The 14,052-nt window shown below is 69.8% G+C and carries 13 protein-coding genes; 8 read left to right on the forward strand and 5 right to left on the reverse strand.

Annotation, left to right across the window (positions count from 1 at the left end; translation table 11 throughout):
* Positions 1-44: 44 nt before the first annotated feature.
* The 3 genes from nagA to SSMG_RS37625 all read left to right on the forward strand — a co-directional run bounded on the left by nagA (position 45) and on the right by SSMG_RS37625 (position 2,631).
* Positions 45-1,223: an N-acetylglucosamine-6-phosphate deacetylase gene (gene nagA, locus SSMG_RS37615; protein ID WP_009084916.1), complete on the forward strand. Its 1,179-nt coding sequence runs from the start codon at positions 45-47 to the stop codon at positions 1,221-1,223.
* Between the two features lie 32 nt (positions 1,224-1,255).
* Positions 1,256-1,786, forward strand: coding sequence for a hypothetical protein (locus SSMG_RS37620; protein WP_009084918.1), 531 nt, complete (start codon positions 1,256-1,258; stop codon positions 1,784-1,786).
* A 140-nt stretch (positions 1,787-1,926) separates the two neighbouring features.
* A complete protein-coding gene (locus tag SSMG_RS37625) occupies positions 1,927-2,631 on the forward strand; it encodes a DedA family protein (protein ID WP_009084919.1) in 705 nt (234 codons plus the stop codon).
* Positions 2,632-2,702: 71 nt separating this feature from the next.
* Here the strand turns inward: SSMG_RS37625 and SSMG_RS37630 are convergent, their stop codons facing one another.
* The 3 genes from SSMG_RS37630 to SSMG_RS37640 all read right to left on the reverse strand — a co-directional run bounded on the left by SSMG_RS37630 (position 2,703) and on the right by SSMG_RS37640 (position 5,686).
* Positions 2,703-4,097, reverse strand: coding sequence for an FAD-binding oxidoreductase (locus SSMG_RS37630; protein WP_009084921.1), 1,395 nt, complete (start codon positions 4,095-4,097; stop codon positions 2,703-2,705).
* A gap of 50 nt (positions 4,098-4,147) precedes the next feature.
* Positions 4,148-4,729 carry a bifunctional 2-polyprenyl-6-hydroxyphenol methylase/3-demethylubiquinol 3-O-methyltransferase UbiG gene (locus SSMG_RS37635; RefSeq protein ID WP_037716200.1) on the reverse strand — a complete coding sequence of 194 codons (582 nt, stop codon included), beginning with the start codon at positions 4,727-4,729 and terminating at the stop codon, positions 4,148-4,150.
* A gap of 75 nt (positions 4,730-4,804) precedes the next feature.
* The gene (locus SSMG_RS37640) at positions 4,805-5,686 is read right to left on the reverse strand and encodes an SDR family oxidoreductase (protein ID WP_009084925.1); all 882 of its coding nucleotides are present in this window, start codon (positions 5,684-5,686) and stop codon (positions 4,805-4,807) included.
* Positions 5,687-5,776: 90 nt separating this feature from the next.
* Here SSMG_RS37640 and SSMG_RS37645 point away from each other — a divergent pair, with 90 nt between their 5' ends.
* Positions 5,777-6,361: a TetR/AcrR family transcriptional regulator gene (locus SSMG_RS37645; RefSeq protein WP_009084928.1), complete on the forward strand. Its 585-nt coding sequence runs from the start codon at positions 5,777-5,779 to the stop codon at positions 6,359-6,361.
* Between the two features lie 442 nt (positions 6,362-6,803).
* On the opposite strand, the gene SSMG_RS37650 is transcribed toward SSMG_RS37645, so the two are convergent.
* The gene (locus tag SSMG_RS37650) at positions 6,804-8,318 is read right to left on the reverse strand and encodes an MFS transporter (protein WP_009084930.1); all 1,515 of its coding nucleotides are present in this window, start codon (positions 8,316-8,318) and stop codon (positions 6,804-6,806) included.
* A gap of 89 nt (positions 8,319-8,407) precedes the next feature.
* Here SSMG_RS37650 and SSMG_RS37655 point away from each other — a divergent pair, with 89 nt between their 5' ends.
* The gene (locus SSMG_RS37655) at positions 8,408-8,980 is read left to right on the forward strand and encodes a TetR/AcrR family transcriptional regulator (protein ID WP_009084933.1); all 573 of its coding nucleotides are present in this window, start codon (positions 8,408-8,410) and stop codon (positions 8,978-8,980) included.
* Between the two features lie 359 nt (positions 8,981-9,339).
* Here the strand turns inward: SSMG_RS37655 and SSMG_RS37660 are convergent, their stop codons facing one another.
* Complete coding sequence (locus SSMG_RS37660) at positions 9,340-9,765, reverse strand: PPOX class F420-dependent oxidoreductase (protein WP_009084935.1); 426 nt, start codon at positions 9,763-9,765, stop codon at positions 9,340-9,342.
* 250 nt (positions 9,766-10,015) lie between these two features.
* Here SSMG_RS37660 and SSMG_RS37665 point away from each other — a divergent pair, with 250 nt between their 5' ends.
* The 3 genes from SSMG_RS37665 to SSMG_RS37675 are packed head-to-tail and all read left to right on the forward strand — an operon-like array spanning position 10,016 to position 13,985.
* The gene (locus SSMG_RS37665) at positions 10,016-10,543 is read left to right on the forward strand and encodes a MarR family winged helix-turn-helix transcriptional regulator (protein ID WP_037716203.1); all 528 of its coding nucleotides are present in this window, start codon (positions 10,016-10,018) and stop codon (positions 10,541-10,543) included.
* Positions 10,540-13,164: an MFS transporter gene (locus SSMG_RS37670; protein WP_009084938.1), complete on the forward strand. Its 2,625-nt coding sequence runs from the start codon at positions 10,540-10,542 to the stop codon at positions 13,162-13,164. The genes SSMG_RS37665 and SSMG_RS37670 overlap by 4 nt, the downstream gene beginning before the upstream one ends.
* Positions 13,161-13,985, forward strand: a complete 825-nt coding sequence (locus SSMG_RS37675; protein WP_009084940.1) for a YceI family protein — start codon at positions 13,161-13,163, stop codon at positions 13,983-13,985. Before SSMG_RS37670 ends, SSMG_RS37675 begins: the two co-directional genes overlap by 4 nt.
* Positions 13,986-14,052 lie beyond the last annotated feature (67 nt).

Raw genomic sequence — 14,052 nt, forward strand, 5'->3', positions numbered from 1 at the left:
GCTGGTCGGCCCTCCTTGGTCCAGACCAATATATGCTGGGTCGCGTGAAGCACCCCGGAGACTTCGTCATCACGGGCGGCCGCGTCGTGGCCCCGGACCGCGTACTCGACGACGGCTGGCTCGCCGTGTCCGGCGGACAGATCGCCGCGGTAGGCACCGGAACGCCCCCGAGCAGCCCGGACACCGCGACGGTCGACGTCGCCGGGGCGCTGGTCGTGCCCGGTTTCATCGACACGCATTGCCACGGCGGCGGCGGAGCGTCCTTCTCGACGCTCGACCCGGACGAGATCCGCACCGCGGTCCGCGCGCACCGCAGGCACGGCACCACGACCATGCTCGCGAGCCTGGTCTCCGACCCGATCGACCTGCTCACCGAGCAGATCGCCGCGCTGCGCGAACTCGTGCAGGAGGGCGACCTCGCGGGCATCCACCTGGAGGGCCCGTTCATCTCGCGCGCCCGCTGCGGGGCCCACGATCCGGACACTCTGCGTGAACCGGACACCGGCACCGTCGAGAAGCTGCTGCGCGCCGGGCACGGCACCATCCGGATGGTCACGCTCGCGCCGGAGCTGAACGGCGGCGTCAAGGCCGTCCGGCAGCTCGCCGAATCGGGGGTGCTCGCCGCGATCGGCCACACCGACGGCGTCGCCGACCAGCTGGTCCCGGCCATCGACGCCGGCGCGACGGTCGCCACCCACCTGTTCAACGGCATGCGCCCGCTGCACCACCGCGAACCGGGTCCGGTCGGCGTGCTGCTGGACGACGAGCGCGTGACCGTCGAGCTGATCTGCGACCTGGTGCACCTGCACCCGACGGTCGTGCGGCTGGCCGCGCAGCACGCGGGCCGCGGCCGGACCGTGCTGATCACCGACGCCATGTCGGCCACCGACGCCGCAGACGGCCGCTACACGCTGGGCCGGCTGGAGGTCGACGTCCACGACGGCGTCGCCACCCTGGACAACGGTTCGCTGGCCGGCAGCACGTTGACCATGGACAACGCCTTCCGGAACCTGGTGAAGGGCGCCAAACTCGACGTGCTGGACGCCGTCCGGGCGACGTCGGCGCGACCCGCCGAACTGCTCGGCATCGCCGACCGCACCGGCGCGCTGCGTCCCGGCCTTGCCGCGGACGCCGTGATCCTGGACGACGACCTGCGCCCGGCCCGGGTCCTGCACCGGGGCGAATGGGTGGCCGAGGCGGGCCGGGCTACCTTGAGTACGTGACGGCCTAGCACTTCGACAGGCGGACGGAGCGGATGAGCGAGCCGAAAGACCCGGAACGGTTACTGGCCGACGCGCTGCGCGCACAAGCCGTCTTCGCTCCGCACGTCGCGGCGAACCCGGTCGACGAGCAGGCCGCTTCCGACGCTTCCGGGAGCGGCTCCGCGGTCCAGCCCGGCGCTTCCGGCACCGGCTCGTTCAGCGCGGCGGGCGGTCCCGGCATCTCCGGCCCCGGCGCCGCCGGAACCGGTTCGTTCGGGGCCTCGGCCGCGACCGGGGCGCCGTCCCAGACCGGCCCCACCACCGAACTGCCGCCCAACTACGGCCTGCTGTCCGGGGCGGGCGCGGACTCGCTCGCCCGCGAACGCGCCGCCCTCGACGCGGCCGACCACACTTCGCCCGGCGCCACCGGTTCGATCCCGCCGGCCGGGTCCGCCGACGCGACCGTCCGCCGCCCCGCCCAGGCGCCCCAGAACGGCCCGCTGCCCGCGCACTGGGTCCTGCTGCTGGCGGTGCTGCTCGGCCTCGCCGCCGGGTCCGTCATCGGCCTGCTGACGCTGATCTGAGCCCCCGCCCGCCCCGGCTTGCCCGGACGGCCATCCCGGCGGGCACTCCCGGGCCGAGTTCTTCACCTCGATCCCACACCGATGACCTGCGATTCCTTGCCCGATGAGGTCGCACTGAGTCACCCTGTACCGTTTTCGGTGTGATTCTCGCCCAGAACACAGTGACCACCATGTCCCTGCTGCCGTCGTGGCTGGACCCGCAGCATCTGCTGAACGGGTTGACGGTCCCCGTGATCGCCGTGCTGTGCTTGATCATCTTCATCGAGAGCAGCGTCTTCCCGATCCTGCCCGGCGACTCGCTGCTCTTCACCGCGGGCCTGTTCATCGCGAACGGCACGCTGAAGGCCCCGCTCTGGCTGGTGTGCGTGCTGGTCACGGTCGCCGCGCTGCTGGGCAACGTCGTCGGCTACTACCTCGGCTACTTCGTCGGGCCGAAGCTGTTCAGCAGGCCGGATTCGAGGTTCTTCAAGCAGGAGCACGTCGACAAGACGCACGAATTCCTGGAGAGGCACGGCCCGAAGGCCGTCGTGCTGGCCCGCTTTGTGCCGCTCGTGCGGACGTTCATCACCTGGATCGCCGGCATCGGCCGGATGGACCCGAAGCGCTACTTCACGTACACGGTCATCGGCGGCATCCTGTGGGCCGCGGGCATCACCGTGCTGGGGTCGCTGCTGGGCAACATCGGCTTCATCCGCAACAACGTCGACTCGATCTTCATCCTCATCGTGCTGGTCTCGGTGGTGCCGATCCTGATCGAGTACCTGCGCAACCGCCGCGAGAAGAAGGCCCGGGCGGCCGACAATTCCGCCGACGTCACGCAGCAGATCCCGCGCGTGCGCGACTGACTTTCCGCGTTCGGCCGAAGCGGCGTCCGGGGTTTCCGGACGCCGCTTCGTTCGTATCCGGGCCTCGCGGTTCAGTCGGCCATGGAGAACATCGAGCCCGGGTTGAAGAGGTTTTCCGGGTCGAGGGCCTGTTTGATCTGCCGGTGCACGCGGATCCCGACCGGGCCGATCTCGCGGGCGAGCCATTCGCGCTTGATCTTGCCGACGCCGTGTTCGCCGGTCACCGTGCCGCCGAGCGACAGGCCGACCTCGAGGATCTCGTCGAACGCCTGCTGGGCGCGCGCGAACTCGTCCTCGGAATCGGGCGCGTACACGATGGTCGGGTGCATGTTCCCGTCCCCGGCGTGGCCGACGACGGCGATCTTGAGGCCGACTTTTTCGCTGATCCGTTCGCAGCCGCGGATCAGCTCGGAGATCCGGGTGCGGGGCACGCTGACGTCGTCGGTGAGCCAGACGCCGTAGGTCTCCAGCGCGGTCAGCACGACGCGGCGGGCCTGCAGCAGCATCTTGCCCTCTTCGAGGTCGTCCGTGGCGTAGACGAGGTCGGCGCCGCAGTCGGTGCAGATCTGCTCGAGCAGCGCCAGTTCGCGCCGCGCCGCCTCGCCGCCGGCGTCGGACTGGCCGAGCAGCAGCGCCTGACAGTCCGAGCCCGCGCCGAGGTCGGTGTTCAGGTAGGTCTCGGACGCCTTGATCGACGCCGCGTCCATGATCTCCAGCAGCGACGGCACCAGTCCCTCGCGCACCGCGCGCGCGACCGCCTCGCCGGCCGCCTCGGTGGTGTTGAAGCCGGCGACGAAAGTGGCCGGGGCCTGGGGGAGCGGCCGCAGCGAGACGGTCGCCTGGGTGATCACGCCGAGCGTGCCCTCGCTGCCGATGAACAGCTTCGTGAGGTCGTAGCCCGCGACGCCTTTCACCGTGCGGCGGCCGGTTTTCAGCAGCGATCCGTCGGCGAGCACGACCTCGAGACCGAGCACCGAATCGGTGGTCACGCCGTATTTCACGCAGCAGAGGCCGCCCGCGTTGGTGGAAAGGTTGCCGCCGATGGTGCACCAGTCGTAGCTGGAGGGGTCGGGCGGATAGAACAGGCCGTGCTTCTCGACCGCGGACCGGAAGTCGAGGTTGACGACGCCCGGCTGCACGACGGCGAGCCGGTTGCCCGCGTCGACCTCGAGAATCTCGTTCAGCTTCGTCACCGAGAGCACGACACAGCCGTCGATCGCGTTGGCCGCGCCGGAAAGCCCGCTGCCCGCCCCGCGCGGCACGATGGGGACTCTCGCTTCGGCACAGGCCCGGACCGTCGCCTGGACTCCCGCGGTATCCGCCGGAAGCACTACCGCCAACGGTTTTCCCGAGGGAGCGAGCGGCATCATGTCGCGCGCGTAGGCGTCGGTGACGTCAGCGTCGGTGAGCACCGCGGCCGGGCCGAGGTCGTCCCGAAGCCGCTGGAGGAGGGCGTCGTTGCTCATCTCCGCATGGTAAACCGGGATCTCCGCAGTGCGGAATATTAATTCCGATATTAGCTGGTCCGCTGGGTGCGCAGCACGGTGTCGCGCGTGTGCGCCGTGCCCGGCGGGGCCGGTGCCACCCGCGGTCGGCTTTCGTTGACGAGCACGGTCCACTCGTCGCCGAGCGCCCGCACGATGTCGTCCGGCTGGCAGTATTCGGCGTGTTCCGGCGACAGATCCCGCGGATCGTGACTGGCGAAGAGGAAAGTCCCGCCGGGCGCGACGGCGTCGAGCAGTTTCCGCACCAGCCGGCCGTCCTTGCGGAGCGGGAAATACTGGACGCTGACCAGGTCGAACGCCCTCGCCGGAAGCGGACTCGCGGCCAGGTCCGAACACACCCAGGCGATCCCGGCCTTGGCGGCGGCCGCCCGCTCCAGCGCGGTGCGCGAGATGTCGAGAGCGGTCACCTGCCATCCGCGCGCGGCCAGCCAGCGCGCGTCAGCCCCTTCGCCGCACCCGACGTCCAACGCCTGCCCCGGTGCCAGCCCCTCGATTTCGGTGACGAGCACCCCGTTGGGCTCGCCGCTGAACACTTGCCCGCGGCTGCGGTAGAGATCTTCCCAGTACTGCGCGTCTTTCCCCGACGGAGCCATTTTCGCTGCCACCTCCGCCGTTCACGATTCCGCTGACCGCGCCGGACGACAAGGTTCTTTGCCGGAACCGCAAAATCAGTTCCGGAGGTTCTCCAGGTCGGCCAGCAGGTCCGGGTGTTTCGGCTCCCAGCCGAGTGCTTGCTGGGTGTGCGCGCTGGACGCGGGCTGATCGGTCGCGAAGATCGGACCGAGCGGACCGTACGTCTCCTCCGGCACCGATTCGACCGGCAGCCCCAACCGCCGTCCGATCACCTCGGCGGTGCCCCGGACCGGAACGCCTTCCTCGGACACCGCATGCCACGACGTGCCGGCTTCTGCCTTCTCCAGAGCGAGCCGGAAGAGAACCGCCGCGTCGAGCGCGTGCACCGCCGGCCAGCGCTGCGTGCCGTCGCCGGGATACCCGGAGACTCCCGTCTGCCGGGCGATGTTGGTCAGCAGGCCGGCAAACCCGCCCTCGCCGTTGTTGTGCACCGTGCGTGGCAGGCGTACCGCGGACGTCCGAACCCCTCGATCCGCGAACCCCAGCACCTCGGCGACCGTGCGCCCTCGCCCGCCGACCGGCCCGTCCGTCGCAACGGGATCAGCCTCGGTCGACGCGCGTCCTGGCGTGTACGGAGTCCCCGAAACCGTGACCAACGGCCGATCGCTTCCGACGAGCGCCTCCGCCTGCACCTTGAGCGCCGCGGTCTCCTCGGCGACGGCGTTCGCCAAGGCTTCGTCGCTGCTGAACGCATTGGCGAAGGCGAGGTGGATCACCCCGCCAGCCTTGGCCGCGGACTCGCGGATGACGTCGAGGTCAGCCAGCGACCCCCGCACCGGCTCAGCGCCTGCCTTCTCGACCGCCTCGGCGGAGGCTTGCGACCGAGCGAGCACGAGTACGGCATGGCCGTTGTTGACGAGTTCAGCGACGACCGCGGAGCCGACCAACCCGGTCCCTCCGGTGACGAACACGCGCATGAATCTCTCCTGGGGAGGCGATGGGACTCTTGTCCCGTCAGACGCTACCAGAGCGACGGGACAAAGGTCTCATCACATAGGATGGGACGCATGGCCCGATGGGAACCCGGAGCACGCGAACGCCTGGTCGTCGCGGCCGTCGACCTATTCGCCGAACAGGGCTACGACGCCACGACGGTCGCGCAGATCGCCGAGCGCGCGGGCGTCACCAAGAGCACGTTCTTCCGGCACTTCCCGGACAAGCGGGAGCTGCTGGTGGCCGGGCAGGAAACGCTGAGCAAGCTGCTGGCGGAGGGAATCTCCGACGCGCCCGCCGACGCCAGCCCCCTGGACGCGGTCGCCGAGGGCCTACGCCGCGCGGCGACCGCGATGGGCCCGATGAACCGGGAACTCGCTCCTCGTTTGAAGACCGCCGTCGCGGCGAGCACGGAGCTCCAGGAGCGGGACGCGTTGAAGAGCGTGGGTCTCGCTGCCGCGATGACCGCCGCCCTGACCGCCCGAGGCCTGCCCGAAGCTACTGCGGCGCTGGCCAGCGAGTTGGGGGTGTTGGCGTTTAAGCGGGGGTATGCGGAGTGGTCGGAGAGCGCCCACTCGACCGAGGCCGACCCGACTCCGGCGGCGTATCTGGTGGCCGCACTGGAGGAGCTTCGGGCGGCAAGCGCTTCGTTGGGCTGATCCCGGAGGGCGACGTTGTTCCGCCGCAGCCTCGGATGGCCGCTGACGGAGCAGCGACAAGCGCTTCACCGGGCTGACCAAGGAGAATCCGAGCTGAGCCCGAGGAATCACCCCGGGGGGCCGTTTCCGACATCTGCTCCGGGCAAGCGTCGACCGCCCAGCCGGACTATTTCCCTTGCACAGCAACGGAAACTGCGGCTCCCGCCAAGCCACCTGAGGTCGGTTTCGCTTGCGGTCCAACCGCAGCGCCGTCACGGAGGACTGCCAGGCGGTGCTCGGCAGCTCCGCATCCTCGGCGATGGACTGGGCGGCGCGGCGGCAACGCGCCCAGGGTGTCGCGCGCAGGAGCCGCTTGCCTCCGCAGCGTTTCCCTGGCCCAGCAACCGAAACCGGGTCGCCCGTCAGGCAGGCGGCTTTCGTTCGCCTGCCTGACAGGGCCGGGTCACGCGGACATCGCGGACTCCTCTCGCCGAGGCGCCTGCGGGCGATTTCGCTTACGGCCCAGCAGGAAGTACGCCTGCAGTGCCGTGTACACGAGGATCGCGGCACCCACCCACGCGCTCGTGTGCAGCGCGGTCACGAAGGACTCACGGGCGGTGTTCAGCAGCTCCGCTCCCTCGGCGGCGGGCAGGCCGTGCGCGGTGGCTACTGCGCCGCCCAGGGTGTCGTGGGCTGCGGCGGGCGCGGTGGCGGGCAGGCCGGACTGGTAGACCGCCGTGGCGAGGCTGCCCAGCAGGGCGGTGCCCAGGGCGCCGCCGAGTTCGTAGCCCGTTTCCGAGATCGCCGACGCGGCACCGGCGCGGTTGACCGGGGCGGCGGAGATCACGAGGTCGTTCGTCAGGGTTTCCGACAGCGCCACGCCGCCGCCGACCAGGACGAACGCCACTACCACCGCGGCCAGCCCGGCGTCGGCGCCGATGGTGGTCAGCACCAGGAAGCCGGCCGCGCCGAGCAGCAGGCCGAGGCTGATCAGGACCGGCACCCGCACTCGGCGGGCGAGCCACGCGGCGGCCAGGGCGCCGACGACTCCGGCGACCGTCGCGGGCAGCATCCACAACGCCGCGACCAGCGGCTTCAGGCGGAGCACCAGCTGCAGGTACTGCGGCAGCAGGAACAGCAACCCGACCAGCGCGAACACGCCCAGCAGGTTGGTGATCACCGATCCGGCGAACTTGCGGTTGGCGAACAGCCCGAGGTCGAGCATCGGCTGCGCAAGCCGCCGCTGCCGGCGCACGAACACCACGCCCAGCACGAGCCCGAGCACCATCGCGGCGCCGGCCGACCAGGACATCCCCTCCGTCGCGGCGATCTTCACGCCGTAGACGACCGGCAGCATCGTGCCGAGCGACAGCAGCGCCGACCACGGGTCGAAGCGGCCCGGGTTCGGGTCGCGGAACTCCGGCAGCAGCAACGGACCCGCGACGAGCAGCAGGACCATCACCGGCACGTTGATCAGGAAGACCGAACCCCACCAGAAGTGCTCGAGCAGCCAGCCGCCGACGACCGGGCCGACCGCCATCCCGCCGGAGAACGCCGCGCTCCAGATCGCGACCGCGGTGCGCCGCGTGCGGTCCTCGGTGAAGATGCTGCGGATCAGCGACAGCGTGGACGGCATCAGCGTCGCACCGCCGACGCCCAGCAGCGCCCGCGCGACGATCAGCATCAGCGGCGACGTCGCGAACGCCGCCAGCACCGACGCCGCGCCGAACGCGGCACCGCCGATGAGCAGCAGCCGCCGCCTGCCGATCCGGTCGCCCAGCGTGCCCATGAAGACCAGCAATCCGGCCAGGACGAACGAGTAGACGTCGACGATCCACAGCTGTTCCGCGCCCGTGGGCGCGAGGTCCTCGCTGAGATAGGGCAGGGCGAACCCCAGGACTGTCGTGTCCACGCTGATCAGGAGCACTGGCAGCACCAGCACTGCCAAAGCCCACCACTGGCCTCCGCGCCGCACCATGGCGCACTCTTCCTTCCTTGTACCGTCCAGACGGTACAGTTTTGGTCCTGAGGTAGAAGGTAAACCGTCTGGACGGTATAGTCAAGGTGATGGCTAAACCTTCAGCACGTGAACGCATCCTCGGTTCGTACGAGGTCATCCTCGCCGACCGCGGCCCGGCCGAGATCACGCTCGACGCGGTCGCGGCGCACGCCGGCGTGTCCAAGGGCGGCCTGCTCTACCACTTCGGTTCGAAGGACGCCCTGCGCGACGGCCTGCTCGAACGCCTGGAGCGGCTGACCGACGACGACCTCGAACGCGCACGCACCGCACCGGAGGGCGTGGTGCGGTACTACCTGCGCTCGGCGATCACCGACGTCACGAGCGACCTGGCGCTGCACCGCACGACGATGGCCGCGCTCCGCCTGGTGCTCAACGACCCGATCGCGGCGGAGGTGTCGCGCCGCTGCACCGAGCGCACCCGCGCGCTGATGCTGGAGCACATCGAGGACCCGCTGACCGCGGAACTGGTGATGCTGGTCGGCGAGGGCCTCTACATGCGCGCGGCGCTGGGCGAGGAGGCGACGGACAGCCTGCTGGCCCAGGTCGACGAAATCGCGGACCGGATCGTGGCGGGGGCACCGGCCAAGGCGACTGTGGCGGCCGGACAGCGGGAGGACTGAGGCGCGGGGATCGCTGCGCGGGGTGAGAGGTCAGCGCGTTGGGGCCAGCTCCGAGGCGCTCCCGTGCCGGGCCGCCAAGCCACCTCCTAGGCGAAACCGAGCGAGCCCGCGCACGCGCCCGATCCTCATCGTGGGCACCAGCTGGCGCTCACGCACGGCGGAAGTCAGCACATCCGAATCCGCCACGCCGAACAGCCAAGCCACGCCCGATCCCGTGCCCTCGGGCGAAACCCATCCAGCGAACCAAACCGCGCCGCCACGCACGGCGAAACCCAGCGTCCGGACCAGCCCAGAACGACACCGGGCAGCTATCCGACCTCACGCACCCCCGCGAAAGCCAGGCGAAGCCCAGCCAAAACTCACCGAACCAACCCGTACACCCGCTCGATCTCCACGGTCAACACCAGCCGCCGATCCGCCACCATCGCCGCCCGGTACTCGTCCCAATCCGGATGCTCGCCCGCCACCTTGCGGTACAGCGCGATCAACGCCTCCACCGCCTCGTCGTCCGGGGCCGCGGCGACCGGCGACAGCACCGCCCGTCCCTCCGCCACCGCGTAGGACCACCCATTCGAGGACGCCACGTGGTAGCTCACCCGCGGATCCCGGCGCATGTTCTTCGTCTTCGCGCGCGTGTCCGTGATCGACACCTGGATCTGGCGCGCCTCGCGGTCGAAGTAATGGGTCACCGTCGACAGCTGCGGGCGGCCGTCTCGTTTCAGGGTCGCGAGCACGCCCTGCTTGCCCGCCGCGATGAGGTCGTAGAGCGCTGTGTCGTCAGTCATACCCCTATGAAGGCCCGCCCAACGCGATCTGTTCCCGCCCAAACCCGCGATGACCAGCGCCGTCCCCATATCGGGAGAAACCGGACGACACCCCTCCGGTTAACATCTGCTTGCATGCGGCAACTAAAGTGTCATGTGACACAACCATGGGTCGGCCGCTTGCGAAATACGCCGTACGGGCACACTCTTGCTTAAGGCAACTAGTTGCAGTCGCCAACCAATGGTTTGCTCCACCCCAAGGAAGACCCACATGGCACCTCAGAACTCCGCCGTCAGGCCCGAGGCCGACCTCGACCTTGCCGACCAGCTCGGCCACGAGCTGGTCCGGTTCATGCGCTTGATCACCAAGGCGAAGTCACAGGTGGCCAAACACGGGCCGGACGGGATCGAGAGGGCCGCGTACGCGATCCTCTTCTGCCTCGTCCACGAAGGCCCGCAACGCACCAGCAAGCTGGCCGAGTTCCTGCATTCGGAGATCTCCACGATCAGCAGGCAGTCCAGTTCGCTCGTGCAGCACGGACTCGTCGAACGGCAGGCCGACCCCGAGGACGGCCGCGCCTGCTTGCTCGCCCCGACCGCCGAAGGCCTTCGCGTCTTCGACGAAAACCGCAAGCACCGCGCCCGGTGGCTGGCCGAAGTACTCGGCGACTGGAGCCAGGAGGAGCGCGAGACGCTCAAGAAACTTCTCGCGCGGCTCAACACAGGTATCGAAAAGAACAATCCGTCGCTGTCCGACATCGCGGCGACGGCACAGGCCAAGGGGGCCTCGAACGCATGACGTCCACCGTTGAACAACAACCTCAGTCGCGAGGGGGAGCGCCCGCTGAAGACAGCGAGAGCGGTCCGCGGCTGACTCACCGCCAAATCGTCACGATCATCAGCGGCCTGATGTGCGGCATGTTCCTCGCCGCGCTCGACCAGACGATCGTGGGCACCTCGATCGTCCGGATCGCCAACGACCTGCACGGCTTCGACCTGCAGGCGTGGGCGACCACGGCGTACCTGATCACGTCGACGATCGCCACGCCGATCTACGGCAAGCTTTCCGACATCTACGGCCGCAAGCCGTTCTACCTCGCCGCGATCGCGATCTTCGTCGTCGGTTCGGCGGCCGCGTCGTTCTCGACGTCGATGTACGAACTGGCCGCGTTCCGCGCGGTGCAGGGTCTCGGCGCCGGCGGTCTGATGTCGCTGGCCATGACGATCATCGGCGACGTCGTCCCGCCGCGGGAACGCGCGCGGTACCAGGGGTACTTCCTCGCCGTGTTCGGCACGTCGACCGTGCTCGGCCCGGTGCTCGGCGGCTTCTTCGCCGGCTTCGACACCCTGGGCGGCCTGCACGGCTGGCGCTGGGTGTTCCTGATCAACGTGCCGATCGGCGTGATCGCGCTGTTCGTCGTCGCGAAGGTGCTGAACGTCCCGCACAACCGGCACGACCACAAGATCGACTGGTGGGGCGCGCTCACCATGGTCATCGCCGTGGTGCCGTTCCTGATCGTCGCCGAACAGGGCCAGAAGTGGGGCTGGGGCGACCAGAAGTCGATCTGGATGTACATCATCGGCGGCGTCGGCATCGTGCTGTTCATCGTCGTCGAGAAGCTGATGAAGGACGCCGCGCTGATCCCGTTGCGGCTCTTCAAGAACTCGACCTTCAGCGTGGCCATCATCGGCGGCGTGATCGTCGGCGTGGCGATGTTCGGCGCGATCACCATGATCCCGCAGTACCTGCAGGTCGTGCAGGGCTACACGCCGACCGAATCGGGTCTGCTGATGCTGCCGCTGATGGTCGGCATCATGTCCGCGTCGATCATCTCCGGCCGGATCACGTCGAAGACCGGGCGCTACAAGATCTTCCCGGTCATCGGCACCCTGCTGATCGCCGCGGGCGCGTTCTTCTTCGCCCAGGTCAAGTACGACACCCCGATCTGGCACCCGCTGGTCGCCGCGCTGGTCATCGGCCTCGGCCTCGGCCAGTGCATGCAGACGCTGATCATCGCGGTGCAGAACGCGGGCCCGCGCAAGGACATGGGCGTCTCGACCGCGTCGGCGACGTTCTTCCGCCAGATCGGCGGTACCGCGGGTGTCGCGGTGTTCCTGACGATTCTGTTCAACGTGCTGCCGGACAACATCACCAAGGCGTTCGGCGGGCACCTGCCTCCCGGCGCGGGAGCCAAGATCGGCGACGTGTCGGCCAACACCAGCGTCATCCAGACGCTGCCGGAGGCGGTGCGCACGCCGATCCTGATCGGCTTCACCGAGTCCATCACCACGGTGTTCTACACCGCGGGCGGCGTCGCGCTGCTGGCCACGCTGGTCCTGCTGTTCATGAAGGAGATCCCGCTGGCGGGCATGAACCCGGCCGCGGCCGCGGTCGAAGGCGGCGAAGCGCTGCTGGAGAACGTGGACGAGCCGGCTCCGGCCTCGGACGACACCGCGGAGCTGAAGACGGGTTCGCTGTTCGAGGAAGCCCCGCGCGAGCCGGTGCTGGTCGGAGCGGGCGGCAAGCACGCCCTGACCAACGGGCACGGCGACGCGCAGGCGGTGGCGGACGCCCGGCCGATGCCGATCACCAACTCGGTGGCCGACGCCGAATTCGGCACGACCACCGGTTCGGGCGGCGTCCCGGTCACCGGCCACGTGCGCCGCCAGGACGGCAGCCACGTGAGCGCGGCCGCGCTGACCCTGATCGACCAGCAGGGCCGTCAGGTGGCGCGGGCGACCGGCAACGGCGACGGCAGCTACTCGATCCCGACCCAGGGTCCGGGAACGTACGTGCTGATCGTGTCCGCTCCCGGCCACCAGCCGCAGGCCTCCAGCGTGATCGTCGGGGGCCACCCGGCGAAGCTGGACGTCACGCTCACCGGTTCCGGCGAGCTGACCGGCGTGGTCCGTTCGATCGGCACCTCGACCCCGCTGGCCAACGCGACGGTCACGCTGACCGACTCGCGCGGCGAGGTCAACGGCGCGTTCATCACCGCCGAGGACGGCGTCTACACCTTCAGCGGGGTCGGCGCCGGGCAGTACACGCTGGTCGCGAGCGGCCCGCACTACCGCCCGGTCGCGGTCACGCTGACGGTGCCGGACAGCGGCGTGCTGCGCCACGACGTCGAACTCGCCGGCGCGGTGCTGCTCCAGGGCGTCGCGCGCACCGAGGGCGACCGGATCGTGCCGGACGCGCGGATCACCGTGCTCGACGCGAACGGCAACGTCGCGGCGGTGGCCCGCACCGACAGCGAGGGCCGCTACGTGGTCAGCGACCTGCCGATCGGCTCCTACACGGTCGTGGCGAGCGGATACCCGCCCGCCACCAGCCAGGTGACGCTGAACGACGGCGAGGCCCAGCACGACGTGCGGCTGAGCTACGACCAGGCGCTCGACGAGCTGGTCGACCGGTCATGAGCGGGGGCCTGCGCGCACAGCTGCGCTCGAGCGGCGGATGGCCGGTCGAGAACGCGGTGCTCACGGTCACCGACCTCAACGGTCGCCAGATCGCGCGGCAGGTCACGGACGCGAAGGGGGCAGTGGTCACCGACCCGCTGCCCCCGGGCGTCTACACCGCCGTGATCACCGCGCCGGGGTACACGCCGCTGGCCCGCACCGTGCAGATCGGCTCCGACGGGGCCGGGCTGCTCGGCGACATCGCGCTCGCGCCGGTTTCCGGCGCGGTCGAGCTGCCGCCGGAGGGGCCGTGGACGATCGACCCGATGCACTCGTCGGTGGTCGCCACCGCGCGGCACATGGGCATCGCGAGCATCAAGGTGCGGTTCCCGGACGTGGCCGGGCGGATCGAGGTGGCCCGGCCGGTCGAGCGGTCGAGCGTGCGCGCCGAAATCAAGGCGGGCAGCATCGAAAGCGGCATCAAGATGCGGGACGACCACCTGCGTTCGGCCGAATTCCTCGACGTCGACGCGTATCCGCTCATCACCTTCGAAAGCACCGGGCTTTCCCAGCTCGGCACGGACAACTGGGCGCTGCGCGGAGTGCTGACGCTGCACGGCGAACGCCGCGACGTCACGCTCGACCTGCGCTACACCGGGCACGGTCCGGACCCGTGGGGCGGCGTGCGCGCCGCGTTCCACGCCGAAACGCAATTGCACCGCAACGATTTCGCGATCAACTACAGCGCGATGGTGCGGGCGGGCGTGGCCGCGATCGGCACGACCGTCAAGGTGGAGCTGGACATCGAGGCGGTGCAGGGCGAGTCCCTGCCGCAGTTCTAGGGGAAATCCGCGACAGGCCGTCCGGGAACTGTTCCGGGCGGCCTGTTCGTTGTCCTGGGCGAAAAGG

Origin of the sequence: Streptomyces sp. AA4, assembly GCF_000158875.1 — a bacterium.
In the GTDB taxonomy this organism is placed as follows: Bacteria; Actinomycetota; Actinomycetes; order Mycobacteriales; family Pseudonocardiaceae; genus Amycolatopsis.

Bases quoted from the DNA above. Each gene is read 5' to 3' on its own strand.
- SSMG_RS37620 (WP_009084918.1), top strand. From the start codon at position 1,256: ATGAGCGAGCCGAAAGACCCGGAACGGTTACTGGCCGACGCGCTGCGC.
- SSMG_RS37630 (WP_009084921.1), bottom strand. From the start codon at position 4,097: ATGAGCAACGACGCCCTCCTCCAGCGGCTTCGGGACGACCTCGGCCCG.
- SSMG_RS37635 (WP_037716200.1), bottom strand. From the start codon at position 4,729: ATGGCTCCGTCGGGGAAAGACGCGCAGTACTGGGAAGATCTCTACCGC.
- SSMG_RS37640 (WP_009084925.1), bottom strand. From the start codon at position 5,686: ATGCGCGTGTTCGTCACCGGAGGGACCGGGTTGGTCGGCTCCGCGGTC.
- SSMG_RS37645 (WP_009084928.1), top strand. From the start codon at position 5,777: ATGGCCCGATGGGAACCCGGAGCACGCGAACGCCTGGTCGTCGCGGCC.
- SSMG_RS37650 (WP_009084930.1), bottom strand. From the start codon at position 8,318: ATGGTGCGGCGCGGAGGCCAGTGGTGGGCTTTGGCAGTGCTGGTGCTG.
- SSMG_RS37655 (WP_009084933.1), top strand. From the start codon at position 8,408: ATGGCTAAACCTTCAGCACGTGAACGCATCCTCGGTTCGTACGAGGTC.
- SSMG_RS37660 (WP_009084935.1), bottom strand. From the start codon at position 9,765: ATGACTGACGACACAGCGCTCTACGACCTCATCGCGGCGGGCAAGCAG.
- SSMG_RS37665 (WP_037716203.1), top strand. From the start codon at position 10,016: ATGGCACCTCAGAACTCCGCCGTCAGGCCCGAGGCCGACCTCGACCTT.
- SSMG_RS37670 (WP_009084938.1), top strand. From the start codon at position 10,540: ATGACGTCCACCGTTGAACAACAACCTCAGTCGCGAGGGGGAGCGCCC.
- SSMG_RS37675 (WP_009084940.1), top strand. From the start codon at position 13,161: ATGAGCGGGGGCCTGCGCGCACAGCTGCGCTCGAGCGGCGGATGGCCG.